Origin of the sequence: Plantibacter sp. CFBP 8804, assembly GCF_014841225.1 — a bacterium.
In the GTDB taxonomy this organism is placed as follows: domain Bacteria; phylum Actinomycetota; class Actinomycetes; order Actinomycetales; family Microbacteriaceae; genus Plantibacter; species Plantibacter auratus.
This window is the reverse complement of the sequence record NZ_JACYTU010000002.1, coordinates 72972-97198: the sequence shown is the minus strand read 5'-3', so window position 1 is coordinate 97198 and position 24227 is coordinate 72972. Positions and strand designations below refer to the sequence as shown.

Here is a 24227-nt window from a genome sequence, read left to right as displayed (position 1 = left end):
TCGCATGCGTCGCGACCCGTTCGAAAGGTGATCCGTGCCCCTCCTCCTCGCCCATCGTCGACGTCTCGTCGCCGTCGCCGCCCTCTCCATCGCCGCCCTCGGCCTCTCCGCCTGCAGCAGCTCGAGCGCCTCGACCCCCTCGGACACCGCGACGAGCGCGACCCACGTCATGGAGCACGCCCACGGCGAGACCAGCATCCCCGACGCACCCAAGCGGGTCGTCGTCCTCGAACCGGTGCAGCTCGACACGACCGTCGCGCTCGGCATCACCCCGGTGGGCGCAGCGGTGCTGAACGAGACCGCCGGCGTCCCCGCCTACCTCGGCGAGGAGGCCGCCGACATCCCCACCGTCGGGACCGTGGCGGAGCCGAACGTGCAGCTGATCGCCGCCGCGAAGCCCGACCTCATCATCGGCACCGAGTCGCGGCACTCCGCCCTGTACGACCAGTTGTCCGAGATCGCGCCGACCGTGTTCATGGCGACGCAGACCGACCCCTGGCGCGACAACGTGCAGTTCGTCGCCGAGGCACTCGGTGACCCGGACGGCGCGGACGAGCTCCTCGACGCCTACGACGCGCGCTGCGCGGAGATCGCGAAGGAGCACGACACCGCCGGCAAGACGGCACAGCTGATCCGCCCCCGCGACGGTGTCCTGACCCTCTACGGCCCGACCTCCTTCGCCGGCAGCACCCTCGAGTGCGCCGGGTTCACGACGCCCGAACACGCCTGGGAGGACATCTCCCTCGACCTCTCCCCCGAGCGCGTGCTCGAGGCGAAGGCCGACCAGGTCTTCGTGACGAGCGTCGACCCCGACGACACCTCGACGCTGCCGGCCTCGCTCACCGCGAACACGGACGCCTTCCCCGAGCTGCACCTCGTCGACCAGTCCTTCTGGATCACCGGCGTCGGCCCCCTCGGCGGCATGGCCGTCCTCGACGACCTCGACCGGCTGCTCTCCGACGGGTCGTGACGAAGCCGACCGCGATCCTGACCGCCCGCGACACCTCGGGGAGCGGGCGGGCGCCGCGGCGACACCGCCTGCTCATCCCACTGCTCGCGGGCGTCGCGGCGCTCGCGGTCGCCGTCCTCCTGTCACTGTTCGTCGGCGCGAACCCGATCGCACCGGATGACGTCCGTGCGGCGCTCCTCGGCACGGGCTCGGACGAGGCGAACTTCGTCGTGTGGGATCAGCGGGTGCCGCGCACGGTCGCGGCGCTGGCCGTCGGTGCAGCCCTCGGCGTCGCGGGTGCGCTCATGCAGGCGTTCACCCGGAATCCGCTCGCCGACCCCGGCATCCTCGGCGTCAACGCCGGGGCAGGCTTCGCGGTCGCCGTCGGCCTGGCGTTCCTCGGTGTCCGAGCGCCGGGCGACATCGCATGGCTCGCCTGCGGTGGGGCGCTCGTCGTCACCCTCGTCGTGTACGCGATCGGTTCCGGCGGGCGTGAGCAGTCCTCCACCGCCCGCCTCATCGTCACGGGTGTCGCGTTCGGTGCCGTACTCGCCGGGCTGACGACGGGGATCGCCATCACCCACCCCGACGCGTTCGACCGGATGCGCGGCTGGAACGCCGGCAGCCTGCTCGAACGCGACCTCGGTGTCGTCGTGCCGGTCCTCCCCTTCCTCGCCGTGGGGCTCGTCCTGGCCGCGGCGAGCGCTCGGAGCCTGAACGCGATCGCCCTCGGCCCGGACGTCGCCAGAGCACAGGGCGTCAGCGTCACGCGCAGTCGGATCCTGGTGCTCGCCGCGGTGACGCTGCTCGCCGGTGGTGCCACCGCGATCGCCGGCCCGATCGCCTTCGTCGGCCTCGTCGTGCCCCACCTCGTGCGCTGGTCGGTCGGCAGTGATCAGCGCCGTATCCTCGGGGGTTCGGTCCTCGTCGGCTGCGTCCTCGTGCTGTGCTCCGACGTCGTCGGACGGATCGCGGTGCTCCCAGGTGAGATGCCTGTCGGGCTCGTGACCGCGTTCGTCGGGGCGCCCGTCCTCATCGCGCTCGCCCGACGCAGAACGGCCTCGGGCCTGTGAGCACGACACGGGAACGGGAGACCGCACGTCCGATCACCGGGCGCCGACCGGCACGACGGACCCTCCTCGTCTGCGCCGCCGCACTCCTGGCGATCGTCGTCGCGGCGATCGCCGGTCTCGCGCTCGGCGACTACCCGCTGACCACCGACGAGGTGATCGGCGTCCTCACCGGACGCGTCGACGGCCTGGCCCGCACGGTCGTCCTGGACTGGCGACTGCCCCGCGTGCTCGCGGCGATCGGTTTCGGCGCAGCGCTCGGTGTCTCGGGAGCGATCTTCCAGACGCTCACCCGGAATCCGCTCGCGAGCCCCGACATCATCGGCCTCGCGAACGGCTCGTTCACCGGGATGCTCGTCGCGCTCCTCCTTCTCGGCGGCAGCTGGCCGGCGTTGATGGCCGGGTCGCTGATCGGCGGTCTGGCGGCCGCGGTCGCGATCTTCCTGCTGGCCCTCCGCCAGGGCTTGTCGGGCTTCCGCTTCATCGTCGTGGGCATCGGCGTCTCGGCCATGCTCGCGGCGTTCAACAGCTGGCTCCTGCTCCGGGCCGACCTCGACGTCGCGCTCTTCGCGGCGGCCTGGGGCGCGGGGACGCTCAACACCGCGACCGCGACCGTCGTCTGGCCGGCACTCGCGTGCCTCGTGGTGCTCTTCGCGGTCCTACCGTTCGCCGCCCGTCCGCTCCGCCAGCTGGAACTCGGTGACGACGTGGCCGCTGCGACCGGGGTGCGCCTCACCCGTGAACGCGCCATCCTCATCGGCCTCGCGGTCGCGCTGGTGAGCGCGGTGACCGCCGTCGCCGGCCCGATCGCGTTCATCGCCCTGGCCGCTCCGCAGATCGCCCGCCGGCTGACCCGCTCGCCGGGCATCCCGCTGGTCGCGACGGGGCTCGTCGGCGGCGTCCTGCTCCTCGCGTCCGACCTCGTGGCCCAGCATCTGATCCCGCTGACGGTGCCGGTCGGCGTCGTCACGGTGGTCGTCGGCGGGCTGTACCTCACGCAGTTGCTGCTCCGGGAACGCCGGCGCTGAGGGTCGGTTCCGAACCACTCAGCGTGCGTCGTCGAGCTCCAGCAGTTCGCCGACGGTGCAGTCGAGCACCCGGCAGATCGCCGTCAGCGTCGAGAACCGGATCGCCTTCGCGCGGTCGTTCTTCAGCACGGACAGGTTCACCACGCTCACGCCGACGAGCTCGCTGAGCCGGGCGAGGGTGAGACCGCGGTCTGCGAGCAACCGGTCGAGGTTGCAGTGCACCCCGGTCGCGACGTCCTCCTCGGGCGTCGGCACCATCAGACGAGTCCCTCGGTGTCGGCGCGCAGGCGCTCGCCCGCGCGGAAGGCGATCGCGAGGCCGCCGACCGCCATGGCGACGAGCACCGGGATCCAGGTGAGCGGATAGGGGGCTCCTTCGACGGCGCCGTCGGTCGCGGCCGCGAGCGCGCCGTTCGACGCCATCGTGCCGAACCAGGTGTCCGCGATCCATCCGCAGAGGATGGCGATGGAGGCGATCGAGAGCAGCCGTGCGTTCCCGGGTGCGAAGGCATCGCCACGCAGCAGGCGGCGGAAGAAGCGGAATGCGCAGACGATGACCACGAGGTTCGCGATCGCCGGCAGGATCGCGGCGAGCAGCACACACACGAAGGTCACCACCGGGAGGTCGGCGACGACGACCGAGCCCTGGTCGATCGTGAAGGCGCCGGCTCTTGCCGCACCCGGCAGGACTGCGTCGACGGCGTCGAAGAACACGGGCACCCGGGTCCCGTCGGTGCCGAAGATATCGAGCAGCCGGAGGACGAGGGTGACGACGACGACCCCCGCCGCGACGACGGCGGCACCGAGCACGGACACGAGGTCGTTGCGGGTGGAGCGCTGGGTCTTCGCGGCCTGCCAGGCCGCGTGGTCGAAGCCGGACGGCGTCGGGCGATCGGTGGACTCGGTCATGATCATCACATCCATATCGATTGTCGTTGGTATCGATAAACGATATGCCGAGACGGATCAGAACGCAAGAGCGGGCGGAGAGCACCTCCACCCGGCCGGATCAGCCTGGTGGTGGATCGTCGAGCGCCTCGAGCTCCCGCAGCGCCGCCTCGGCGCGCTCGAGTCGTTCGTCCTCCGGCTCCTCCCACCACTTCGGGCCGCGTTCACCGAGCCCGTGCTTGGCGAGGCCGACCCGGCGGCGGGCAGCAGCGACCGCGTCGTCGTCACCAGCCCGCTTCGCGACGCCGACGCCGGAGCGCCCGCGGCCGAGGTGCGACTGCAGGGACGCGACGAGTTCCGACGGCAGATTCGGATCCGTCCGGCGCCAGCGTCTACCGTTCACGACGAACCAGTGGTCGTCCTCCTCCGGCCCGTCGTCCGATCGCGGCGTCACGGGTGCCTCCTGGAGACGACGCAGGGCCCGGCCCGCCGCGAATGCGGACGAGACCGGACCCTGGAGGTCATGACGACGCGATCAGCCGTTCTTGACGGCGTCGAGCACGCCCGCCCAGCCGAACGCGGAGATGGCGTCGGCGAAGGTCGAGTCACCGCGCCCCTCGCCGATCTGCTTGCCCGAGGCGTCGCGGACGACGACCGTGTGGTCCTTCTCGGCCTCGGTGCCGTTGCCCTCCTCGATGAAGTCGATGTGGATCTCGCTGTCGCCGAGGGTGCCGGTGACCGTGGTCGTGGCGTCCTTCTCGGTGGTCTTCGTCGTGAGGAACGGACCGCCGCCGAGTGCCGCGAGCGCCTCGTTGATCTGGTTCGTGAGCGATGAGGTGTTCATGTGTCTCTCCCTACGGTGATGAAGAGTCCAGGCTAGTGAGCGGACCCGGGAACGGCGGGAGCATGGCGCTCGCGCACGAGATGTGCGATAGGGCGACCGGAGACGTCGACTGGAGCCGGCGACCGGACACGTCGGCCGGAGTCGCCACAGGAGCAGAAGATCCGCCTCGCGTCAACGGTCGGCACCATCCAGGTGCGGTCGGAGCCGCGAGTCGTAGGCTGCGAGCCACGCAGACCGGCACCCCGACACCGACGGGCCGGTCGACGAGATGAAGGAGACCCCATGGCCGGAGACACCGACCCCTACACGACCCTCAACAAGCTGCTCGCGGACTTCCGCTTCGCGATGCTCACCACGGTGGACCTCGACGGCAAGCTCGTCGCCCACCCGCTCACCGTGCAGGAGCGCGAGTTCGACGGCGACCTGTGGTTCATCGTCGGCAAGGACGCCTCCGCGGTGCAGCAGCTCGACGTCAACCCGAACGCCGGCGTCACGCTGAGCTCGGACAGCTCGTGGGTGTCGCTCGCCGGCACCGCCGGACTCGTCGAGGACCACGCCAAGCTGGAAGAGCTGTGGAACAGCGTCGTCGAGGCGTGGTTCCCGGACGGCCCCTCTGACCCGCGCGTCGGTCTGCTGAAGTTCTCGGCCGACAGCGCCGAGTACTGGGACAGCCCCGGCGGCAAGATCGCGACCGCCGTCGCGTTCGTGAAGTCGAAGGTCACCGGCGAGACCTACGACGGCGGCGACAACGCGAAGCTCGACCTGTAACGAGCGGTCGCCTGGACACCTTCAGGCGCGTTCGCCCGCCAGGACACCGCCGAGGATGCGGGCCGCTTCATCGAAGCGGCCCGCGTCCTCGCCGGAGTAGTTGACTCTCAAGTAGGGCCCTGCGGGTTCCGCCGGGAACCACTCGGTGCCGTTGGAGACGATGAGACCACGGCTCTCGCAGGTGCGGACCACGCGCGGCACATCGGTGCCTTCCGGCAGCCGCAGCCACAGGTTCAGTCCACCGAGCGGCAGCCGCTCGAGGTGCGCCGTTGGGGCGTGCTCGCGCAGACTCGCGACGAGCAGGTCCCGTCGGGCACGGAGGAGTGGTCGCAGACCACGGAGGTGCGACCGCCACCCGGGTTGGGTGACGACGTCGAGGGCTGCGGCCTGCAGGACCCCGCTGATGTACATCGACTCGGCGGCCAGGTCGGCCAGGATCCGGTCGTGGGCGGGCCCCCGCGCGATGACGGCGGCGACCCGGAGCGCCGGCGAGACACTCTTGGTCAGCGACCGCAGGTAGATGACGTGTCCGTCGTCGTCGAGCGCGGCGAGCGGCCGGGCATCGACGTCGATCGCGAGGTCGTGTGCCCAGTCGTCCTCGACGAGGAACGCGCCGTGCCGCCGGACGGTCTCGAGGATCGCGACCCCCGTCTCCGGCGACCAGCGGCCGCCGGTCGGATTCGCGAAGGTCGGCTGTGCGTAGAACGCCCGCGCACCGGTGTCCTGGAACGCACGCTCCACGACGTCCGGGTCCGGTCCGTCCGGGCCGGTCGGCACGGGGACCAGCGTCACGCCCGCCTGCTCGGCGGCGAGGATCGCACCCCAGTAGCTCGGCGACTCGATGAGCATCGGCTGCCCCGGGCCGACGAGCGCACGGAAGATCGAACTGAGTCCGCTCTGACTGCCGGAGATCACGATGACGTCCCGCGCGGTCGGCGGCGTGACCCCGGGCGGTGCGGTTTCCCCGAGGTCGGCCGCGAACCACGCCTGGAGCTCCGGCGACCCGGCCGCCGGTGATCGGGTCATCGCCACGTCGGTGCGGGCGGCACGCGCGAGCGCGGCGCGGACCAGCCGTTCAGGCAACAGTTCTCGGGCGGGGTATCCGGAGTGCATCGCGATCGCAGCGGGTGCGACCGACCGTTGCGCCGAGGACAACGCGCCAGAGCGCCACGGCAGCGCGCCGAGCGCAGCGGTCTGCCAGCCGTAGTCCACCGATCGCGCCGGACGAGCCGCCCGCACGAAGGTGCCGACGCCCGGCCGACTCTCGATGAGCCCTCGCCCGGCGAGCTGGCGCATCGCGTTCTGGACGGTGACGGGGCTCGCTGCGAACTCGGCGGTCAACGCCCGATTGGAGGGCACGCGTGCACCCGGAGGCGCCGCTGCGATCCAAGCGGTCATGGCGGCGACGATCCGCCCGGTGCTATCGTTGTCCATGAGTCCACAGAGTAGCGTTATCGTGACGCCAGCGCGAGTGTTATCCCGCAGCGGGCTCGGCTGGGGCTTCCTCGGCGTCCTGGCGTTCTCCCTCACGGTCCCCGTCACGAAGGTCGCACTCGTCGGACTGTCGCCGCTCTTCATCGGTTCCGGGCGCGCGGTCGTCGCAGCCCTGCTCGCCGCGATCACCCTCGCCACCCTGCGAGCGCGGCGACCGGCCGGCCTGCAGTGGGCTCGCGTCGCGATCGTCGCCGGCGGCGTCGTCGTCGGATTCCCGCTCCTGACCTCCTTCGCGCTGACCACCGCTCCCGCCGGTCACAGCGCCGTGGTGATCGGCCTCCTTCCTGCTGCGACGGCGGTCGCCGCCGTCCTCCGGGGCGGCGAGCGCCCGACGCGTCGCTTCTGGATCTTCGCAGGGTCTGGCGCGGTCGCGGCGATGCTGTTCGCCTCGGTGCAGCACGGCGGCCTCGCGCCGCTGGCCTGGTCGGACCTCCTCCTCCTCGGCGCCGTCGTGGCGGCCGCCGTCGGCTACGCGGAGGGCGGACTGCTCGCCCGGGAGCTGGGCTCCTGGCAGACGATCTCCTGGGCGCTCGTCGTGGCAGCACCGCTCATGGTCGCCCTCACAGCGCTGTCGATCGTCCAGCAGCCGCCGACCGCAGCCATCGGCAGCTGGCTGGCGTTCGGCTACCTCGGCGTCGCGAGCATGTTCCTCGGCTTCTTCGCCTGGTATCGCGGACTCGCGATCGGCCCGATCGCCCGGGTCAGCCAGATCCAACTCGTCCAGCCGGTGCTGAGCATCGTCTGGGCGGCCCTCATCCTCCGCGAGCGACTCGACTGGGCCACCGCGCTCGGCGGGCTCGCGGTCATCCTGTGCGCCGGCCTCGCCGTCCGCACCCGTCTCGACCGGAAGTGACCCCACCATGCGCCACACCCCCACGTACCTGATGACCGACGTCGACGAGGTCAAGCGCCTCATCCGCAACCACCCGTGGGCGACGTTCGTCTCGCCCGCGAGCACCGGTCTCGTCGCCTCCCACTACCCGGCGATCCTCGAGGAGGACCGGGACGAGCTGTCGATCGTCAGCCACTTCGGCCGACCGGACGAGCGCTCGCACGAGCTCGGTGAGCACGAGATCCTCGTCATCATCCAGGGACCGCACGACTACGTCTCGCCGAGCTGGTACCCGGAGGGTCAGGTGATCCCGACCTGGAACCACGTCACCGCGCACCTGTACGGCACGCCGGAGGTCCTCAGCGAGGACGAGAACTACGAGATGCTCTCGCGACTCACCGACCACTTCGAGGACCACCGACCGGACGGCCGCCACCTGTCCCAGGACGAGGCCGGCACCCGGCGGGTCGCGAAGGGGACGGTCGGCCTCCGGATGCGCGTGACCCGCTTCGACGCCCGCGCGAAGCTCAGTCAGAACAAGACGCCCGAGGTGGTCGACGACATCACCGCGCACCTTGCGGAGCGGAATCCGGCACTGGCCGAAGAGATGCGCCGTCAGCAGGACCGGCGGCCGGCGGGGCACTGACCCGACGGGCACCGACGCGACCGCGGGCGTCGCTCACGAGCACGAGGGCGACGCCCGCCGCACTGAGCAGGAACCCGCCGGCCGTCAGGAGCGTGAACGGCTCCCGGAACAGGAGCGCACCCGCGACGGCGGTCGTCGGCGCGACGAGGAACAGGAGCGCGTTGAGGACTGTGACGCCGATGCGACGCAGCAGCCACCAGTAGAGCCCGTAGGCCGACAGCGTCGGGACGAGCGCGAGGAAGAGCGTCGTCAGCCAGAAGGTCGCGTCGCCCGGCGGCACCGCCTCACCGGTCGCGAGGGCGAGCACGGCGAGGAGCACCATGGTCGCCGTCGCGTGGACGGTCAGCGTGAGGAGGACCGGGGATCGGTGCGGCGAGCGCCGCTCCAGGATCGTCGCGGTGATGAGGCTGACCATGGCCAGTGCGGGCAGGGCGTAGGCGATCGGCGGTGCGTCCGAGGCGCCGAACTGGGACTGCACGATGAGGAACACCCCGACCGCGCCGATCCCGAGTCCCAGCCATTGGGCCCCCGGAACCCGCACGTGCAGCAGCGGTCCGGCGAGCGCCGCGATGACGAGCGGCTGGACGGCGTCGATGAGCGCGGTCGTGCCGGTCGAGATGCCCACGGCGACCGAGGCGTAGACGAACACGACGTAGCCGAACTGCGCGAAGAGGCCGATGACGAGCTGCGACCGCACCTGTGCCCGGGTGGCGTTCCGCCACTGCCCGCTCAGCACCAGCACGATCGCGAGCCCCACGGCGAGCGGGACGAACCGCCAGAGGAGCACGGTGAGCACCGGCACGTCCTCGGTTCCGATCTTCGCGACGATGAACCCGGAGCTCCACGCGAGGACGAACCCGATCGCCGCGAGGGGGACGATGGCCGCGCGGATCGCACGAACGACAGGTATACCGATCTGTTTACTCATCCCCGCAGTATACAGACTGGTATAGTTTTCGCATGACGGTCGACACTCCAGAGCTCGCACCCCTCACGCCGGGCGCCCGACGCGTGCTCGACGCCGCCTCCGTGCTCTTCTACGAGAACGGCATCCACGCGGTCGGCGTCGACACCATCGCGGAAGCGGCCGGGGTCACGAAGAAGACGCTCTACGACCGCTTCGGCAGCAAGGAGGCCCTCGTGCTCTCCTACCTGCAGCATCGCGACGCCCGCTGGCGCGTCTGGGTCGACGAGTTCCTCGCCCGGCACCCGGAACCCGGGATCGACCGGGTCCTCGCGATCTTCGACGCGGCGATCGGCTGGTCGGACGACAACAGCCCCAAGGGCTGCAGCGCCGTCAACGCACGCGCGGAGATCCCCGACCACGCGACGAGCGGCCTCGTCCTCCCCGAGGTCACCCGACAGAAGCAGTGGCTGCTCGACCGCTTCGCCGAGCTCATCACCGAGGCAGGCCTGTCCGACCCCGGAGCGCGCGCCCGCGAACTCATGCTGCTGTACGAGGGCGCCATCGTGACGGTCGGGATGCGCACCTTCCGCGAACCGTTCGAGACCGCCCGCGCGATCGCCGGTCGCCTCCTGGCCGTCTGACCGGAACCGGGGCGACCTGTCGGCGACCACCCGACATCGCGTAGGGTCTCGGGATGGACTTCACCGATGACGCCACCGCCGCCGACCGCGAGAACAGCACCGACCGCATCGCCATCGTCACCGGAGTCGGGCGCCGCCGCTCGATCGGCGCGGGACTCGCCACCGGTCTCGCCGCGGACGGCTGGAACCTCGTCCTCAACGCCTGGCGGCCCTACGACGAGCGCCTCGGCTACGAGCGGACCCCCGACGACCCCGAGGCGATCGCGGACGAGTGCCGCGCGCTCGGCGTGACCGTCGAGGTCGCGTTCGGCGACCTCGCCGACCCGGCGTTCCCGGCCGAGCTCGTCGCGCGCGCGGCGCAGCTGGGTCCCGTGTCGGGGCTCGTCATGTCGCACTGCGAGTCGGTCGACAGCTCGATCCTCACGACCGACCTCGACAGCTGGGACCGCCACTTCGCCGTGAACGCGCGGGCGACGTGGCTCCTCATCAAGGCCTTCGCCGAACAGCTCCCCGTGCAGGAGGCACCGCCCCGGGTGGCCGGTCGCATCGTCGCCCTCACGAGCGATCACACTGTGAACAACCTCCCCTACGGGGCGAGCAAGGGTGCGCTCGACCGCATCGTGACCGCTGCGGCGGTGGAGCTGGGCGACCGCGGGGTGCGGGCGAACGTCATCAACCCGGGTCCGATCGACACGGGCTGGATGACCGACGACATCCGCCGCTGGGGCACCGAGGCGACGCCCGCCGGCCGGCTCGGTACGCCGTCCGACACCGCCGACCTCGTCCGCTTCCTGTTCTCAGCCCCGGGCTCCTGGATCAACGGCCAGGTGCTCTCGAGCAACGGCGGCTTCAACGTCGGCTAGGGGCCTCGCTCCCGGCCGACCCGCGCACGGACGTCGGCGATGTCGGCCGGCATGATCCGGCAGCAGCCGCCGACGACCGTCGCCCCGGCCTCCAGCCAGGCCTCCACCTCACCGGCCCCGGCGGCTCCGCGCCAACAGCGGGCGTCGGCGTCCCAGCGCTCGCCCGAGTTCGGGTAGACCACCACCGCCTTGTCCGTCACGGACCGCGCAGCGGCGATGGCCGGGAGGACCTCGTCCGGGTGCGAACAGTTGACACCGACGGCCTGGAACTCGTCGATCCGCTCGACCAGCCGGAAGCCCTCCGCCATCGGCTCGCCCGAACGGAGACGACCGCCCTCCACCGTGAACGACAACCATGCCGGCACGCCCGAACCCCGCACCAGATCGGTGAGCGCCGTCGCCTCGTCGAGCGTCGGGATGGTCTCCAGGGCGAGGAGGTCGGGGGCCGCGTCGACCAGCACCGCCAGACGCCGCTCGTGCCACTGCCGCAGCTCGGTCCGACTGAGACCGGAGGCACCCTCGTACTCCGAGCCGTCGCCGAGCGTCGCACCGTACGGACCGACCGACGCGGCGACGAGGAGCGGGCCGTCGGGGTCCGATTCCGACCGCGTGTCGCGCGCCGCACGCGCCAGTTCGACGCTCGATCGCAGGAGCCGTTCGGTCTCTTGAACCGAGATGCCGATCCGCTCGAACGCCTCGAAGCCGACCTGGTACGACGCCGTGATCGCGATCTGCGCACCGGCGGCGAAGAACTCCCGATGAGCGGCCAGAATCGCCTGTGGCTCCTCAAGCAGCAGACGAGCGCTCCACAGCGCGTCGGAGAGGTCGTGCCCTCGTGCCTCGAGCAGCGTTCCGAGACCGCCGTCGAGGGTCCAGACACCGCGCCGAACATCCATGCCGTCCATTGTGCCCGCACCACCGCGGGGAGGGGCCCCACTGGACACCTGGTATTGTCTATACCCGTCCAGAGCCGAGAGGACGCGTTCTCCCCGAGAACGACCCGCCACCCGACGTGCAGCTCCCCCGAGCTCCGTGCCAGTGCAGCATGGCGATCCTCCGGCATTTCTCGGGCACTGAGCGATTACGCGAGTGCCGAATGATTCAACACGACTGTCAGGAAACGAGTACTGCTTGTGAACTCCAGCGACAACGCGGCATCATCGTCCCCCGCATCCCCCTCCCCCAAAACCGGCCGGAAGCCGGCCCGCAAGACCAGGCGCCTCCGCGTCGACGACGTCCTCGTCGTGAAGCGGTCGCGCATCCGCACCGCCATCTCGGGCACCGTCGTCGGCAACTTCATGGAGTGGTTCGACTTCGGCATCTACGGCTACCTCGCGGTCACGATGACCGTCGTCTTCACCGAGGGACTCCCTCCTGAGGCCGGCATCCTCGTCACCCTGTTCGGTTTCGCCGTGTCGTTCCTCGTGCGTCCGCTCGGCGGGCTCGTGCTCGGACCGCTCGGCGACAAGATCGGCCGGAAGAAGATCCTCTTCCTCACGATGTCGATGATGGCCGCGGCGACCGCCCTCATCGGCGTGCTGCCGACCGCCGCCCAGATCGGGCTGTGGGCCATCGCCCCGCTGTACCTCCTCAAGATGATCCAGGGATTCTCGACCGGTGGTGAGTACGCCGGCGCGTCCACCTACGTCGCCGAGTTCTCACCCGACCGTCGCCGCGGGTTCTGGGCCTCCTGGCTCGACGTCGGGTCCTACGTCGGCTTCGCGGCCGGTGCCGGGACCGTCGCCCTCACCACGCTGATCGCGGAGGGCCTCGCCGGCCCCGACGCGATGACCGAGTTCGGTTGGCGCATCCCGTTCCTCATCGCCCTGCCGCTCGGTGCGGTGGCGGTGTGGTTCCGCCTCAAGATCCCGGAGACCCCGGCCTACGAGGTCGCCGAGACCGCCGGCGGGATCGAGTCCGAGCACGAAGACCCCATGGCCCGCCAGGGTGTCTTCGGGATCTTCCGTCACTTCTGGCGCCAGATCCTCATCGCGATGGCGATCGTCGCCGCGACGAACACGGCCGGCTACGCGCTCACGAGCTACATGCCGACCTACCTCGAGAAGGACGTCGGCGTCTCCAACCTGACGGCCGCGGTCGCGACCATCCCGGTCCTGCTGATCATGTCCGCCTGCCTGCCGCTCGTCGGCCGGATGTCCGACAAGCTCGGCCGCAAGCCCGTCTACCTCATGGCCGTCGGCGCGACCCTCGCCCTCATGGTGCCGGCGTTCGCGGTCATGCAGATCGGTGAGATCTGGGCGATCTTCATCGCCCTCTTCATGGTGGCCGCCCCGGTCGCGCTCTGGGCGGGACCGTCCGCGGCCTCGCTGCCGGCGTTCTTCCCGACGGCGTCCCGCTTCGGCGCGATGGCGATCGCCTACAACCTGTCGGTCTCGCTCTTCGGCGGCACGACGCCGCTGTTCAGCGAGTTCCTCATCCAGCTCACCGGCAACACCTTCATGCCCGCGTTCTACATCATGTTCTTCGCGGCGGTGGCGGGCGTCGGCGTGCTCACGATGCGGGAGACGGCTCGTCGCCCGCTCATCGGCTCGGTGCCGACGGTCGAGACGAAGGCCGAGGCGGTGGAACTCGTCAAGGGGCAGGACGACAACCCGCTCATCGACACCCACACGATGCCGCTCGACATCCTGCCGCCCGCGTCGACCACCGGTGCCGCGGCGGACGGCCAGGACGGACGCGTCACGACGCCCGCCGGCTAGCGGGTTCGTCGACGCGTCCGTCGAGGACGACGCGTTCGGTGATCACGATCGGGGCGGGTGCGCGGTGCGCATCCGCCCCGTCGCGTCCGACCCGTTCGAGGAGCGCGGCCTGCCAGCCGCCGCTCGCGACCGGCTTCGCCGAGGCAGACGGCACGGACGGCTCCACCTGCACCTCCGACGTCATCGACGGCTCGAGCTGCGCGACCGACCCACGATCCTCGACGAGCGCCTCCTGGATGATCCGTCGGGGATCGAACTGTCGAGGGTCGAGGCGTTTCCACTCGGTCGGGTCGAACTCGGGGCCCAGTTCCTCGGCGGCTCGCGCCTTGGTCGTCGCGACGAGGTCGCGGACCGTGCGGACGAGCACCCCGAGTCGCTCGGCGTACACCGGCAACTGTTTCGGGCCGATGAGCACGGCCGCGAGGATGCCGATGACGATCAGCTTGTCCATGGTGAGTCCGAACACGATGCGCTCCGATGATCAGGCGGCAGGGGTGTCGGCGCGAGTGTCGGTGTCGGCCGACACCTCGTCCTTCAGGATGCGCGCCGACTGCCCGACGCTGCGGGCGAGGCTGGGGAGTTTTGCCGCGCCGAAGAACAGCAGGATGACGGCGAGGACGATGAGGGCGTGCCAGCCGGTGAGGTTCTGCAGGAATCCCATGACGGGTCCTTTCGGGTCGATACGGGTCGGGACAGGAGTGCGTGGAGGTGCCGCGGTCAGCGTCCGCTCGGCGGCGTTCCACCGCCGCCAGCCCCGCCACCACCGGACGGAGCGGCACCGGCGGTCGGCGTCGTCGTGGTGTCCACCCGGACGGTGAGCGCCACCTGGTACCCCGAGGTCGCGTCGCCCGTCACCGTCGCGAGCTGCAGGGCACCGCCGTCGTCACCGAAGACGTTGTCGTCGTCGAGACTCACCTGGGCGAGGTTCCCGCTCGAACCGTCGTAGCCGGACAGCGCGTAGACGGTGTCGCACGCCGCCTGCGGCAGGGCGACCTGCGAGGTCGCGATGGCGTTCGCGGAGTCGGAGATGTCCGCGACCGTGGGGTACACCTCGAAGTGGATGTGCGGCCACCGGCCCGAGTAGCAGGCCGGGAAGATCGAGGTGTACGAGACGGTCCCCGAGCTGTCGGCGACCTGGACGCCGCGGAGGTAGGTCTCGTCCTCGATCCCGTCGGAGTACATCGAGTAGCCGCCCGACGCGTCGCAGTGCCAGACGTACACGGCGACATCGGTGAACGGGGCGTCTCCGTTCGCCATGTCGAGGATGGTCAGCGAGAGGGCCATGGGGACCCCGCTCGCGGTGGTCCCGGACCCGATGCTCGACCGGATGTCGCTGCGGACGATGCCGGACTCCTCGAGCACGTCGGCTCCGTTCGAGCCGTCGCCCGGGTAGGGGCCAGCGGTCTCGTCGGGGATCTCGCCCGATGGGAGGTCGCCGGTCGCCGTCGCGGTGCTCGTGCCGGAACTCGCGGCACCCGTGCTCGTGCTGCTGCTGCCGGACGCCCCGGTGGAGCAGGCGGCGAGCGCGACGGCCCCGACCCCGGCGCCCACGAGGCTCAGCACCGTGCGTCGGCTGACGAGGGTCCCGAGGTCGAACGCGACGCCCTGGTCGACGACCTCCTCGTCTGCCCGGTCGAGCAGGCGACCCTCGTAGGCCGGGCCGTCCGGGGTGGTCTCGGGTGTCGGGATCCTGCTCATGGTGCGCCTCGCCTTCGTCTGCGATCGGTGGTCTCGATCGGTCGTGAGACGAGCATCGGCGTGCCGGCTATGGGCTTCCTCTGAGCCGTCCATACGTCGTCGATGGGTCTGCTGGGCGGTTGCCGAGCGCGCGTCGTCCCACCAGGCGAGGACCCGGGAACCGATGAGCGTGAGCCACTTCGACGGTTCACCCTCCGGCACGTCGGTGTCGAACCAGACGCGTCCGGGCAGGGGCCGCCCCTGGAGCCAGGTCCCGTCCGGCCGGCGAGCCGCACGGACGAGCTCGACGGCGTCGGCGAGGCGCGGATCCGGGGGCGTGCCGTTGGCGAGCGAGGCGTCCCGGAAGTGGTCGAGGGCGGCGAGGGCACTGTAGCGGTAGCGGTTCGGGAAGACCAGGTGGTCGACGAACGGGCCGACCCGCTCCCCGGTCGTCGCCCGGTTGAGGAGTCGTCGCGTCAGGAGGTACTCCTCGCCACCCTGCCGGGCCTCACGGACGCTCGAGTCACCCGTGTACGCCTCGTACGCCAGGAGACCGCGCACCGCGTTGAGGGTCGAGTGGAAGGAGGACCGCACCGAGTCGCCCTCCTCCGCCTCGCAGTTCCAGCCGCCGTCGGCGAGGCGATGCGTGGTGAACCAGGCGGCGAGCGGGGTGACGTCGACGCCGAGCCAGGCGCCGGTGGCGAGCGTGAACGAGTTGATGCAGACGTCGACCTCACCGCCCCAGTACGGCAGATCGTCGTACTCCCACCGACTGTTGACCGCCAGGCGCTCGGCCGTGTCGGTCAGGGCGGCGGCATCGACGCCCCACTCGCGGAGGTCCTTGAGGGCCCAGGTGGTCCCGACCCAGGGCTGCCCGGGCTCCTCCTGCTCGGCACTGCCGAAGAAACCGGCCGGGAAGTACGCGCCGCCCGCCCACTGTCCGTCAGGGTCCTGATGCGCGAGCAGCTCGGCACCGAACCCGGTCGCCGCGACGGTGCTCCGCGTCGCCTCCCAGACCTCGGGTGGCGCACCCGCCAGGTCTCGTTCGACCTGCCACCGGAGAGCCGGATCGGCGTCGAGCAACCAGTCGAGCAGCTTCGGATCGATCGCCATGCGGGAACGCTACTCCCCGACGGCGCGCTCCGACAGAGCGGATCAGCGCGGGGTGGCTTTGAGCCCGTTGGGCGGTCCGTCGCGGTCGGAGGTGGTGCGCGGCACGTCGTACCGCACGAGCGCGTCGGCGCGTTCCAGGCTCGGTTGCACACTCATCAACACCCGCTTGAGCGGATCGATGTCCCATGCGATGACGAAGTACGCGTCGGCACCGCCCCGATCCCGGCGCCGTTCGATGACCGCCTTCGGGATCACCGGGTCGTTCCGCATCACGAGCCACGTGTCGTGGTCGAGGCGGATCGGACGCGGGCGGGTCATGTGTCGAACATACGTTCGAATGTCGCGTGAGGCAAGTCGACAATCGGGCTGCTTAACTTTGCTTAACCGCTTGACCAACTTCTCGGCGTCCCGCTACGGTAACTGCGTAACCGATTAACCACTCACTGCAGAGGACGTCATGAACCAACGAGGGTTCCACCAGCCGAACGGCGCATGGGTCGGAGATGTCATCCCCTGGCAGGAGGACGGTGTCTTCCACCTCCTCTACCTGCACGAGTCGCGTCGCGTGCCCAAGATCGGCATGCCGTGGCATCGCGTGACCACCCGGAACCTCGTCGACTTCGACGAGCTCGGCGAGGCACTGGCGTCGGGCGGACCGTCCGCGCCGGACTTCAACGTCTACACGGGGAGCCTCGTCCTGGGCCCCGACGGGGTCCACCACGTCTTCTACACGGGACAGCACCCAGAGCGCCGCGGAGCCGACGGTCTGGCGCTGCAACTCGTCATGCACGCCGTCAGCACCGACGGCATGCGCACCTGGGAGCGCCGGGAGGCCGACACCTTCGGCGCCACCGCAGGATATGAGACCGCCGACTGGCGGGATCCCTTCGTCTTCTGGGACGAGGACGCGGCCGTCTGGCGGATGCTCATCACCGCCCGACACGCACACGGCCCGGAACGGCGTCGCGGCGTCATCGCCCAGTGCACCTCCACGGACCTCTCGACCTGGGAACCCGTCGAGCCGTTCTGGGACCCGCGCCGCTACATCGCCCACGAGTGCCCCGAGGTCTTTCAGTGGGGCGACTGGTGGTACCTCGTGTACTCCGAGTTCAGCGAGTCGTTCACGACGCGCTACCGGATGTCGCGCACCCTGCACGGCCCCTGGCTCGTCCCCGAGCACGACACGCTCGACGGACGCGCCTACTATGCGGCGAAGTCCGCCGCCCGCGACGGACGCCGGTTCTTCTTCGGCTGGATCGCCTCGCGTGAGGGAGCCCACGACGCGGGCGCCTGGCAGTGGGCCGGCACCATGTCGGTCCTCGAAGCGGAGCAGCGCGCCGACGGCACCCTCGCTTTCCATCCAGCGGCCGAACTCCGCGACACGTTCGGACCCGCCGAGGAGCCGGCGGACACCGTCGTCACCTCGGGCACGGCCCTGAGCGCTCCGGACGGGTACGCCGACGCGCTGAGCCGCACCGACGCACCGAGTTCCTTCCGGCTGGTCGCCCGGTTCGACATCGCCCCCGGCACGACCGAGTGCGGTGTCCTCCTCCGGGCGAGCGACGACGGCGACGAGGGCTACGTCCTGCGCCTGGAGCCGAAGCGCGACCGCCTCGTGTTCGACCGCTGGCCCCGCTCCAGCACCGGCACGGAGCAGTGGCAGATCTCGGGCGACGTCCCGTTCGTCGTCGAACTCGAACGCCCCTGCCACCTCACCCCCGGCTTGCACGAGCTCGAAGTGATCGTCGACGGTGACCTCTGCGTCGCGACCGTCGACGATGCGGTCGTCCTCAGCACCCGCCTCTACGACCGACCGACCGGTCGCGTCGGCGTCTTCGTCGGTGAAGGGACCGTCACCGTCGAGGCGTGCACGCTCCTGGAACGCGACGGCGGCGACTCCGACGACGACTCCCCGTCACACCGACTCCTCACCAGCACCACGTCCTGATCCCGGCACCACGCTCCGCCCTGCTGCACCACCACCCGCACACCCGCACCCACCTGTGATCGATCAACGGAGATTCCGACCATGCCAACCACCGCACGCCCCCGCACCATGCGCCCCACCCGTGGCACCGCCTTCGTGGCGCTCGTCGCCGCTGCAGCACTCGCCCTCTCCGGCTGCGCCGGCGGATCGAGCGCCACGGACCCGACCGACGTCGACCCGAAGGGCGACATCGTCCCCCGCGAGATCTCGTGGCTGCTCTCCCGCCCGGCCGACGGCGGGGTGATCACCGCGATGGAGCAGATCGCCGACGAGTACGCGAAGGACCACCCCGGCTTCTCGCTGAACCTCATCACGACGCCCGACCGCCCGTCCTACATCCAGAAGTACGAGACCCTCGCGGCCGCGAACAAGCTCCCCGAGCTCTTCGACACCGACGCGACCCCGTTCGCGCAGAAGCTCGCGAAGCAGGGCCGGATGGTCGACGTCGACCTGCTCCTCGAGGACCTCGGTCTCGCCGACTCCTACCGCGAGGCGGCGCTCAACTACCAGCGGTTCGACGACGGCTCGCTGTACATGGTGCCGTTCGAGTTCCAGCTGGAGTTCTTCTGGTACAACCGCTCCCTGCTCGAGGACGCCGGTGTCACCGTCCCGGCCACGCTCGACGACTTCCCCGCCATGTGCAAGGCGCTCCGCGCCAAGGGCGTCACCCCGATCGCGCTCGACGGCCAGGACCAGTGGCCGCTCGAGCGCTACATGGCCTACTACCCGTTCCGGATGGCGGGTCCCGAGTACGTCCAGGACCTGAAGGCCGGGAAGGCCTCCTTCTCCGACCCGGCCGGGAAGGCCGCGGCCGAGTGGCTGTACGAGCTCGGGCAGGCCGGCTGCTTCCAGGAGGGCTTCTCCTCGACCGGCTACGCGGACGCGCAGGCGCTCTTCACCTCGGGGAAGGCGGCGGTCTACAACATCGGCACGTGGGAGCTCTCGAACCTCGCGACGGATGCGCTCGACCCCGGCGTCCGTGACGCGGTCGGCACCTTCACGCTGCCGACCATCGACGGCGCCGTCACCGCCGACAACGAGTACGTCACCCCATCCGGCATCGGCATGGCGGTGAACGCGAAGACGTACGACCCGCTCGTGCGCGACTTCCTCGCGTTCGCCCTCGAGCGCTACCCGGAGCTCTACGCGGCGACTGGCGCGCTGTCGCCGACGACCTCCGCGCAGACCACCATCCCCGCGAACGCGACCGAGCTGTACGCGAGCTCCGTGGCGCAGGCGGACGGCGTCGGACCGGCGATCGCGATGCCCTGGGACACCCAGCTCGACCCGGCCACGAACACCCGACTCCAGCAGGAGCTGACCCTGCTCGTGCAGGGCGACATCACGCCGGACGAGTTCATCACGACGATGGATGCGGCCCTCACGGAGAACGTCGATGACTGAGCTCACCCAGACCGCGGTGGGCGCGGCACCGGCCCGCCCACCGCGGCGGCGGAAGCCGATGTCCACGTCGATGCTGCCCCGCCGGTCGACCCTGTCGGTGCTCGTGTTCCTCGTGCCGCCGCTCGTCCTCTACGGTGTCGCCGTCCTCCTGCCGATCGTGCAGTCGCTGTTCCTCAGCCTCTTCTCGTGGGACGGCATCACGGACATGGCGTTCGTCGGACTCGACAACTACGTCAAGATGCTCACCCGCGACGACGTCTTCTGGACCTCCTTCGGCAACGCCCTCGGCTACCTCGCGATCTGCCTGGTGCTCCAGCTCGGCGGCGCGCTCCTCGTCGCCGGACTGCTCACGGCCCTCCCCCGGGCCCGCGAGCTCGTCAAGACGCTCTACCTCCTGCCGGCCGTCATCTCCACGGTCGCGATCGCCATCCTGTTCCAGCGGCTGTACGCGCTCGAACCGGTCGGGCTGATCAACCAGCTGCTCGCGTGGGTCGGACTCGGCGACCTCCAGACGGCCTGGCTGTCGAACGTGCAGACCGTCCTCGCGGCCGTGTCGATCCCGGAGGGCTGGCGGTTCACCGGCCTGTACATGCTCATCATCTACGCCGCCCTCATGGCCGTGCCCCGCGACCTCGAGGAGGCCGCCCGGCTGGACGGCGCCTCCTGGTGGCAGATCTTCTGGCGGATCCGCTTCCCGTACATCCGGCCGGTGTGGATCACGACGACGGTCATGGCGACGACCTTCGCCCTCCGCGGCTTCGACATCCCGTACCTGCTGACGAACGGCGGGCCCGGGCAGTCGTCCGAGCTGCTGACCACGTACATGTACAAGACGGCGTTCGTCCACACGGACTACGGCTACGCCAGCGCGATCTCCATGTTCATCGTCGTCGAGTGTCTCGTCGCCGTCGGCCTCATCTTCCTGCTCCTCCGACGGAAGGACAAGTCATGACCGCCACCCTCCCAGCCCGGCCGACCGAAGACGTCGCGCCCCCGGCGGCGCCGGCACCGAAGCGGAAGCCCCGGCACACGCCACGCGTGCGGGTGCAGCGGACGATCCTCACCGTGACCGTCGTCGCGATCGTGGTCGTCCAGGTCTACCCACTCGTGTGGTTGCTGCTCACGAGCTTCCGGACGGCGGCGGACTTCGCGGGCGGCAACCCCTTCGCGCTGCCGTCCGAGTGGACGCTCGACAACTACGCGCGGGCGTTCTCGACCGGCAACCTCGGGCTGAACATCGTCAACAGCCTGATCGTCACCCTCGGGTCGAGTGTCCTGATCGTCATCGCCGGCATGATGGCGGCGTACGCGCTCCAGGTCCTCGGGTTCCGGTTCAGCGGGCTCGTCCGCGGCCTGTTCCTCCTCGGCATCATCGTGCCCGTGCAGATCGCGCTCGTCCCGCTGTTCATCGACTACTCGCAGGTCGGCCTGCTCGACACCCACCTGTCGATGATCATCCCGCTGGCGGCGTTCGCCCTGCCGATGGCGGTGTACCTGTTCTCCTCGTTCTACGAGTACATCCCGCGGGAGATGTACGAGGCCGCGTCGCTCGACGGGGCGGGCCCGTACCGGATCTTCGGCCAGATCACGTTCCCGCTCTCGGTCAACACGATCATCACGGTCGTGCTCGTCAACAGCATCTTCATCTGGAACGACTTCATCTTCGCGAACACCTTCGTGCTCTCGGACGGATTGAAGACCATCCCGCTCGGCCTGCAGAACTACATCGGGGCGATGGGGAACACTGATTGGACGGCGACGTTCGCCGCCGTCTGCGTCACGGTCACACCGCTGCTGCTGGTGTTCCTCGTGTTGAACAAAGCGATGATCAGCGGCCTCGAGAGCGGAGCGACCAAGGGATGAGCAGCACCGACCAGCCGAAGCCCGGCGCGGACCACCCGAAGAACACCTCGGGCATCACGATGCGCGACGTCGCGAAGGCCGCCGGCGTCTCCGTGGCGACCGTCTCGCACGTCGTCAACGACAAGCCGGGGTCGCGGATCGGCGAGGACGCGAAACGTCGGGTGCACGAGGCGGTGGCGGAGCTCGGCTACCGGCCGAACGCCCTCGCGAAGACGCTGTCCCAGGGGCACTCCCGGTTCATCGGCCTCGTCGCCGACGCGATCGCGACGACCCCGTTCGCCGGCCAGATCATCCACGGAGCCCAGGACGAGGCGTGGCGCCACGGCTACGTCCTGCTCGTCGCCAACACCGACGGGAACACGGCCGCCGAGGAGGAGGCGATCGCGATGATGCTCGAGCACCAGGTCCGCGGGATCCTCTACTCGACCTGGTTCCACCACGAGATCACCGTGCCGGAGGCGCTCCTCCAGACCGACACCGTGCTCGTCGACTGCTACGCCGCCGGCAGCGGGCTCCCGGCCGTCGTCCCCGACGAGGAGCAGGGCGGGCGGACCGCGACCGAGGCGCTGCTCGCGGCCGGTCACCGACGGATCGCGTTCGTCAACACGACGACCCCCTCACCGGCACAGACCGGCCGGCTCGCCGGGTACCGATCGGCGTTGCAGGCGGCGGGGGTGGCGTTCGACGACACCCTCGTGTTCCCGGCCTCACCAGAGCAGGAGGGCGGGTACGCGGCGACCGCCGAGGTCGTCGACTCGGGCGCCACCGCGGTGTTCTGCCACAACGACCGTGTCGCGATGGGACTCTACGACGGACTGCGGGAGCACGGACTGCGGATCCCCGACGACATGGCCGTCATGGGGTTCGACAACCAGGACGTCATCGCCGCCCACCTCCGGCCACCGCTGTCGACGGTCGCCCTCCCCCACTACGAGCTCGGGGCGGCCGGTGTCCGTCGGCTGCTCGGTCTCGACGCCGCGCTGCCCGCCGGGCCGCAGCTCATCGCCTGCCCGGCCGTCCCGCGGCACTCCGTCTGAGGGCGCGACCGTGCACGACGAACAGCACGCCCTTCCACGGCCCCGCTTCCACCTGACGCCCGAGCGGAACTGGATGAACGACCCGAACGGCTTGGTCTTCCACCGCGGGCGGTGGCACGCGTTCTTCCAGTACAACCCGGAGGGTGGCGACTGGGGCAACATGAGCTGGGGTCACGCCTCGAGCGTCGACCTGCAGCACTGGGAGGAGCATCCGGTCGCCCTGCGGTACACCGCCGAGGAGCAGGTGTACTCGGGATCGGTGGTCGCCGCGGGTCCCGGCGGACGCCTCACGGCGTACTACACGAGCGTGTCCACCGACGGTCGGCAGGCGCAGTCCCGGGCGACCAGTGATGACGACGGGCTCACCTGGCAGCGCGACCCGGAGAACCCGATCCTCGACCGCGGCTCGCACGCGTTCCGCGACCCGAAGATCATCCGGTATGAGGACGCCGCGGGCTTCCGTTGGATCATGCTGACGGTGGAAGCCGTGGAGCGTCAGGTCCTCGTGTACTCCTCCACCGACCTCCGAACCTGGGAGCACGTCAGCACCGTCGGTCCGTTCGGTCCCACCGGCGTCGTGTGGGAGTGCCCCGACCTCATCCCGCTCGCGGTCGACGGCCGCCCGGACGAGCTCCGGTGGGTCCTGCTCCTCAGCACCAACCCGATCGGCGACGCGCAGGACCCGGACGGATCGTCGATGAGCTATCTCGTCGGCGACTTCGACGGCACGGCGTTCACGCCTGAGCGGGCCGAGCTGCAGCGGCTCGACCACGGTCGGGACTTCTACGCGGCGGTCGGGTTCGACGGCGCTCCGGACGGCGAAGCGGTGATCCTCGGCTGGATGAGCAATTGGCGCTACGCGGCCGACCTCCCCGCCTCGCCGTGGCGGGGCGCGATGTCGCTCCCCAGACGCCTGTCCTTGACCACGGTCGACGGCCGGCCGCGACTCGTGCAGGAGCCGCCGGCCTTCGTCCGGGAACGACTGGCCGCGATCGAACCGACGACCGTCGCCCTGTCCTCGGACGCCGTCGACCTGGCGCTCGATGGCGACGGCGTGGTCGAGTTGCGCTGGGATCCGTCGATCACGGGTGAGCTGCGGCTCCGACTGACGGCCGACACCGGCGGAGCGGTCCTCATCGTCCACGACCCGGCGGCGGCGTCACTCTCCGTCGCCCGGTCGGGCGGTGCCATGGACACGGTGCACCCCGACTTCGCCTCGACGAGCATCGTCCCGCTCGCCGGTGACCGTCCGGCGCGGCTCCTTCTCAGCCTCGACGGCCCGCTGCTCGAGCTGTTCGTCGACGGCGGTCTCGCCACCGTCTCCGACCTCGTCCTCCTGGGGAGCGGACGACCGACGCTGACCGTCGCGAGCGAACGCGCCAGTCCCGTCTCGGTGGCCGTCGCCGTCCTCGACCGGGTGCCAGCCACCGACCAGGCGCACGCGCCCGCCTGAGCAGTCCTCCACCGCACGATCCAGCACCATCCCCGCCACGGGTG

The 24227-nt window shown here is 70.5% G+C and carries 26 protein-coding genes and 1 pseudogene; 15 read left to right on the top strand and 12 right to left on the bottom strand.

Annotated elements, in window-relative coordinates; translation table 11 throughout:
* The first annotated feature begins 34 nt into the window (after window positions 1-34).
* Genes IFU11_RS05920 through IFU11_RS05910 form a run of 3 tightly spaced genes read left to right on the top strand, consistent with a single transcriptional unit; the run spans window position 35 to window position 3047 of the window.
* The gene (locus tag IFU11_RS05920) at window positions 35-970 is read left to right on the top strand and encodes an ABC transporter substrate-binding protein (RefSeq protein WP_192018447.1); all 936 of its coding nucleotides are present in this window, start codon (window positions 35-37) and stop codon (window positions 968-970) included.
* Complete coding sequence (locus IFU11_RS05915; protein WP_371742726.1) at window positions 967-2022, top strand: FecCD family ABC transporter permease; 1056 nt, start codon at window positions 967-969, stop codon at window positions 2020-2022. Before IFU11_RS05920 ends, IFU11_RS05915 begins: the two co-directional genes overlap by 4 nt.
* The gene (locus IFU11_RS05910) at window positions 2019-3047 is read left to right on the top strand and encodes a FecCD family ABC transporter permease (protein WP_192018446.1); all 1029 of its coding nucleotides are present in this window, start codon (window positions 2019-2021) and stop codon (window positions 3045-3047) included. Before IFU11_RS05915 ends, IFU11_RS05910 begins: the two co-directional genes overlap by 4 nt.
* An 18-nt stretch (window positions 3048-3065) precedes the next feature.
* Here IFU11_RS05910 and IFU11_RS05905 read toward each other — a convergent pair whose 3' ends face one another.
* The 4 genes from IFU11_RS05905 to IFU11_RS05890 form a co-directional block, all read right to left on the bottom strand.
* Window positions 3066-3305 carry a helix-turn-helix domain-containing protein gene (locus tag IFU11_RS05905; RefSeq protein WP_079002926.1) on the bottom strand — a complete coding sequence of 80 codons (240 nt, stop codon included), beginning with the start codon at window positions 3303-3305 and terminating at the stop codon, window positions 3066-3068.
* Entirely contained in the window at window positions 3305-3955 is a 651-nt protein-coding gene (locus IFU11_RS05900; protein ID WP_192018445.1) for a DUF2975 domain-containing protein, read from the bottom strand. Before IFU11_RS05900 ends, IFU11_RS05905 begins: the two co-directional genes overlap by 1 nt.
* A gap of 100 nt (window positions 3956-4055) precedes the next feature.
* Window positions 4056-4388 carry a biopolymer transporter Tol gene (locus IFU11_RS05895; protein WP_192018444.1) on the bottom strand — a complete coding sequence of 111 codons (333 nt, stop codon included), beginning with the start codon at window positions 4386-4388 and terminating at the stop codon, window positions 4056-4058.
* Window positions 4389-4469: 81 nt separating this feature from the next.
* Window positions 4470-4778 (bottom strand): hypothetical protein, encoded by a 309-nt coding sequence (locus IFU11_RS05890; RefSeq protein ID WP_079706962.1) that lies wholly within the window; start codon window positions 4776-4778, stop codon window positions 4470-4472.
* A gap of 282 nt (window positions 4779-5060) precedes the next feature.
* Between IFU11_RS05890 and IFU11_RS05885 the strand changes: the two genes are divergently transcribed.
* Window positions 5061-5546: a pyridoxamine 5'-phosphate oxidase family protein gene (locus tag IFU11_RS05885; RefSeq protein WP_056013083.1), complete on the top strand. Its 486-nt coding sequence runs from the start codon at window positions 5061-5063 to the stop codon at window positions 5544-5546.
* A gap of 21 nt (window positions 5547-5567) precedes the next feature.
* On the opposite strand, the gene IFU11_RS05880 is transcribed toward IFU11_RS05885, so the two are convergent.
* On the bottom strand, window positions 5568-6980 hold the full coding sequence (locus tag IFU11_RS05880; RefSeq protein ID WP_192018443.1) for an aminotransferase-like domain-containing protein: 1413 nt from the start codon (window positions 6978-6980) through the stop codon (window positions 5568-5570).
* On the opposite strand from IFU11_RS05880, the gene IFU11_RS05875 reads away from it, so the two are divergent.
* Window positions 6979-7893, top strand: a complete 915-nt coding sequence (locus IFU11_RS05875) for a DMT family transporter (protein ID WP_192018442.1) — start codon at window positions 6979-6981, stop codon at window positions 7891-7893. The two genes, IFU11_RS05880 and IFU11_RS05875, sit on opposite strands and share 2 nt — an antisense overlap.
* A 7-nt stretch (window positions 7894-7900) precedes the next feature.
* Window positions 7901-8518: an FMN-binding negative transcriptional regulator gene (locus IFU11_RS05870; protein WP_192018441.1), complete on the top strand. Its 618-nt coding sequence runs from the start codon at window positions 7901-7903 to the stop codon at window positions 8516-8518.
* Here IFU11_RS05870 and IFU11_RS05865 read toward each other — a convergent pair.
* A complete protein-coding gene (locus tag IFU11_RS05865) occupies window positions 8436-9446 on the bottom strand; it encodes a DMT family transporter (RefSeq protein WP_192018440.1) in 1011 nt (336 codons plus the stop codon). The genes IFU11_RS05870 and IFU11_RS05865 overlap by 83 nt on opposite strands.
* A gap of 32 nt (window positions 9447-9478) precedes the next feature.
* Between IFU11_RS05865 and IFU11_RS05860 the strand changes: the two genes are divergently transcribed.
* Together IFU11_RS05860 and IFU11_RS05855 are read left to right on the top strand one after the other, a co-directional pair.
* Window positions 9479-10066 carry a TetR/AcrR family transcriptional regulator gene (locus IFU11_RS05860; protein ID WP_086474166.1) on the top strand — a complete coding sequence of 196 codons (588 nt, stop codon included), beginning with the start codon at window positions 9479-9481 and terminating at the stop codon, window positions 10064-10066.
* A gap of 53 nt (window positions 10067-10119) precedes the next feature.
* Window positions 10120-10929 (top strand): SDR family oxidoreductase, encoded by an 810-nt coding sequence (locus IFU11_RS05855; RefSeq protein WP_192018439.1) that lies wholly within the window; start codon window positions 10120-10122, stop codon window positions 10927-10929.
* On the opposite strand, the gene mmuM is transcribed toward IFU11_RS05855, so the two are convergent.
* Window positions 10926-11825: a homocysteine S-methyltransferase gene (gene mmuM, locus IFU11_RS05850; protein WP_244631684.1), complete on the bottom strand. Its 900-nt coding sequence runs from the start codon at window positions 11823-11825 to the stop codon at window positions 10926-10928. The genes IFU11_RS05855 and mmuM overlap by 4 nt on opposite strands.
* Window positions 11826-12062: 237 nt before the next feature.
* On the opposite strand from mmuM, the gene IFU11_RS05845 reads away from it, so the two are divergent.
* Window positions 12063-13649 carry an MFS transporter gene (locus tag IFU11_RS05845; protein WP_192018437.1) on the top strand — a complete coding sequence of 529 codons (1587 nt, stop codon included), beginning with the start codon at window positions 12063-12065 and terminating at the stop codon, window positions 13647-13649.
* Here IFU11_RS05845 and IFU11_RS05840 read toward each other — a convergent pair.
* The 5 genes and pseudogenes from IFU11_RS05840 to IFU11_RS05820 form a co-directional block, all read right to left on the bottom strand.
* Window positions 13630-14115 (bottom strand): hypothetical protein, encoded by a 486-nt coding sequence (locus tag IFU11_RS05840; protein ID WP_192018436.1) that lies wholly within the window; start codon window positions 14113-14115, stop codon window positions 13630-13632. The genes IFU11_RS05845 and IFU11_RS05840 overlap by 20 nt on opposite strands.
* 15 nt (window positions 14116-14130) lie before the next feature.
* Window positions 14131-14310: a twin-arginine translocase TatA/TatE family subunit gene (locus IFU11_RS05835; protein WP_137243487.1), complete on the bottom strand. Its 180-nt coding sequence runs from the start codon at window positions 14308-14310 to the stop codon at window positions 14131-14133.
* Window positions 14311-14366: 56 nt separating this feature from the next.
* Window positions 14367-15347, bottom strand: a complete 981-nt coding sequence (locus IFU11_RS05830; RefSeq protein ID WP_192018618.1) for an intradiol ring-cleavage dioxygenase — start codon at window positions 15345-15347, stop codon at window positions 14367-14369.
* A 129-nt stretch (window positions 15348-15476) separates the two neighbouring features.
* Window positions 15477-16439 (bottom strand): annotated as a pseudogene (locus IFU11_RS05825) (squalene cyclase); the annotation flags it as partial.
* A 42-nt stretch (window positions 16440-16481) separates the two neighbouring features.
* Window positions 16482-16757, bottom strand: coding sequence for a hypothetical protein (locus IFU11_RS05820; protein WP_079706952.1), 276 nt, complete (start codon window positions 16755-16757; stop codon window positions 16482-16484).
* A 139-nt stretch (window positions 16758-16896) separates the two neighbouring features.
* Between IFU11_RS05820 and IFU11_RS05815 the strand changes: the two genes are divergently transcribed.
* The 6 genes from IFU11_RS05815 to IFU11_RS05790 all read left to right on the top strand — a co-directional run bounded on the left by IFU11_RS05815 (window position 16897) and on the right by IFU11_RS05790 (window position 24183).
* On the top strand, window positions 16897-18387 hold the full coding sequence (locus tag IFU11_RS05815) for a glycoside hydrolase family 32 protein (RefSeq protein WP_192018435.1): 1491 nt from the start codon (window positions 16897-16899) through the stop codon (window positions 18385-18387).
* Window positions 18388-18468: 81 nt separating this feature from the next.
* Window positions 18469-19830: an ABC transporter substrate-binding protein gene (locus IFU11_RS05810; RefSeq protein WP_371742725.1), complete on the top strand. Its 1362-nt coding sequence runs from the start codon at window positions 18469-18471 to the stop codon at window positions 19828-19830.
* Between the two features lie 70 nt (window positions 19831-19900).
* Window positions 19901-20782 carry a carbohydrate ABC transporter permease gene (locus tag IFU11_RS05805; protein ID WP_056013507.1) on the top strand — a complete coding sequence of 294 codons (882 nt, stop codon included), beginning with the start codon at window positions 19901-19903 and terminating at the stop codon, window positions 20780-20782.
* The gene (locus IFU11_RS05800; protein WP_192018434.1) at window positions 20779-21693 is read left to right on the top strand and encodes a carbohydrate ABC transporter permease; all 915 of its coding nucleotides are present in this window, start codon (window positions 20779-20781) and stop codon (window positions 21691-21693) included. The genes IFU11_RS05805 and IFU11_RS05800 overlap by 4 nt, the downstream gene beginning before the upstream one ends.
* Window positions 21690-22730 (top strand): LacI family DNA-binding transcriptional regulator, encoded by a 1041-nt coding sequence (locus IFU11_RS05795; RefSeq protein ID WP_192018433.1) that lies wholly within the window; start codon window positions 21690-21692, stop codon window positions 22728-22730. The genes IFU11_RS05800 and IFU11_RS05795 overlap by 4 nt, the downstream gene beginning before the upstream one ends.
* Window positions 22731-22740: 10 nt before the next feature.
* Window positions 22741-24183, top strand: coding sequence for a glycoside hydrolase family 32 protein (locus IFU11_RS05790; RefSeq protein WP_192018432.1), 1443 nt, complete (start codon window positions 22741-22743; stop codon window positions 24181-24183).
* Window positions 24184-24227: the final 44 nt, after the last annotated feature.

Excerpts from the sequence above, each read along its gene's own strand:
- IFU11_RS05905 (WP_079002926.1), bottom strand. The coding sequence starts at position 3,305 with ATGGTGCCGACGCCCGAGGAGGACGTCGCGACCGGGGTGCACTGCAAC.
- IFU11_RS05900 (WP_192018445.1), bottom strand. The coding sequence starts at position 3,955 with ATGACCGAGTCCACCGATCGCCCGACGCCGTCCGGCTTCGACCACGCG.
- IFU11_RS05890 (WP_079706962.1), bottom strand. The coding sequence starts at position 4,778 with ATGAACACCTCATCGCTCACGAACCAGATCAACGAGGCGCTCGCGGCA.
- IFU11_RS05885 (WP_056013083.1), top strand. The coding sequence starts at position 5,061 with ATGGCCGGAGACACCGACCCCTACACGACCCTCAACAAGCTGCTCGCG.
- IFU11_RS05875 (WP_192018442.1), top strand. The coding sequence starts at position 6,979 with ATGAGTCCACAGAGTAGCGTTATCGTGACGCCAGCGCGAGTGTTATCC.
- IFU11_RS05880 (WP_192018443.1), bottom strand. The coding sequence starts at position 6,980 with ATGGACAACGATAGCACCGGGCGGATCGTCGCCGCCATGACCGCTTGG.
- IFU11_RS05870 (WP_192018441.1), top strand. The coding sequence starts at position 7,901 with ATGCGCCACACCCCCACGTACCTGATGACCGACGTCGACGAGGTCAAG.
- IFU11_RS05865 (WP_192018440.1), bottom strand. The coding sequence starts at position 9,446 with ATGAGTAAACAGATCGGTATACCTGTCGTTCGTGCGATCCGCGCGGCC.
- IFU11_RS05860 (WP_086474166.1), top strand. The coding sequence starts at position 9,479 with ATGACGGTCGACACTCCAGAGCTCGCACCCCTCACGCCGGGCGCCCGA.
- IFU11_RS05855 (WP_192018439.1), top strand. The coding sequence starts at position 10,120 with ATGGACTTCACCGATGACGCCACCGCCGCCGACCGCGAGAACAGCACC.
- mmuM (WP_244631684.1), bottom strand. The coding sequence starts at position 11,825 with ATGGATGTTCGGCGCGGTGTCTGGACCCTCGACGGCGGTCTCGGAACG.
- IFU11_RS05835 (WP_137243487.1), bottom strand. The coding sequence starts at position 14,310 with ATGGGATTCCTGCAGAACCTCACCGGCTGGCACGCCCTCATCGTCCTC.
- IFU11_RS05830 (WP_192018618.1), bottom strand. The coding sequence starts at position 15,347 with ATGAGCAGGATCCCGACACCCGAGACCACCCCGGACGGCCCGGCCTAC.
- IFU11_RS05820 (WP_079706952.1), bottom strand. The coding sequence starts at position 16,757 with ATGACCCGCCCGCGTCCGATCCGCCTCGACCACGACACGTGGCTCGTG.
- IFU11_RS05815 (WP_192018435.1), top strand. The coding sequence starts at position 16,897 with ATGAACCAACGAGGGTTCCACCAGCCGAACGGCGCATGGGTCGGAGAT.
- IFU11_RS05810 (WP_371742725.1), top strand. The coding sequence starts at position 18,469 with ATGCCAACCACCGCACGCCCCCGCACCATGCGCCCCACCCGTGGCACC.
- IFU11_RS05805 (WP_056013507.1), top strand. The coding sequence starts at position 19,901 with ATGCTGCCCCGCCGGTCGACCCTGTCGGTGCTCGTGTTCCTCGTGCCG.
- IFU11_RS05800 (WP_192018434.1), top strand. The coding sequence starts at position 20,779 with ATGACCGCCACCCTCCCAGCCCGGCCGACCGAAGACGTCGCGCCCCCG.
- IFU11_RS05795 (WP_192018433.1), top strand. The coding sequence starts at position 21,690 with ATGAGCAGCACCGACCAGCCGAAGCCCGGCGCGGACCACCCGAAGAAC.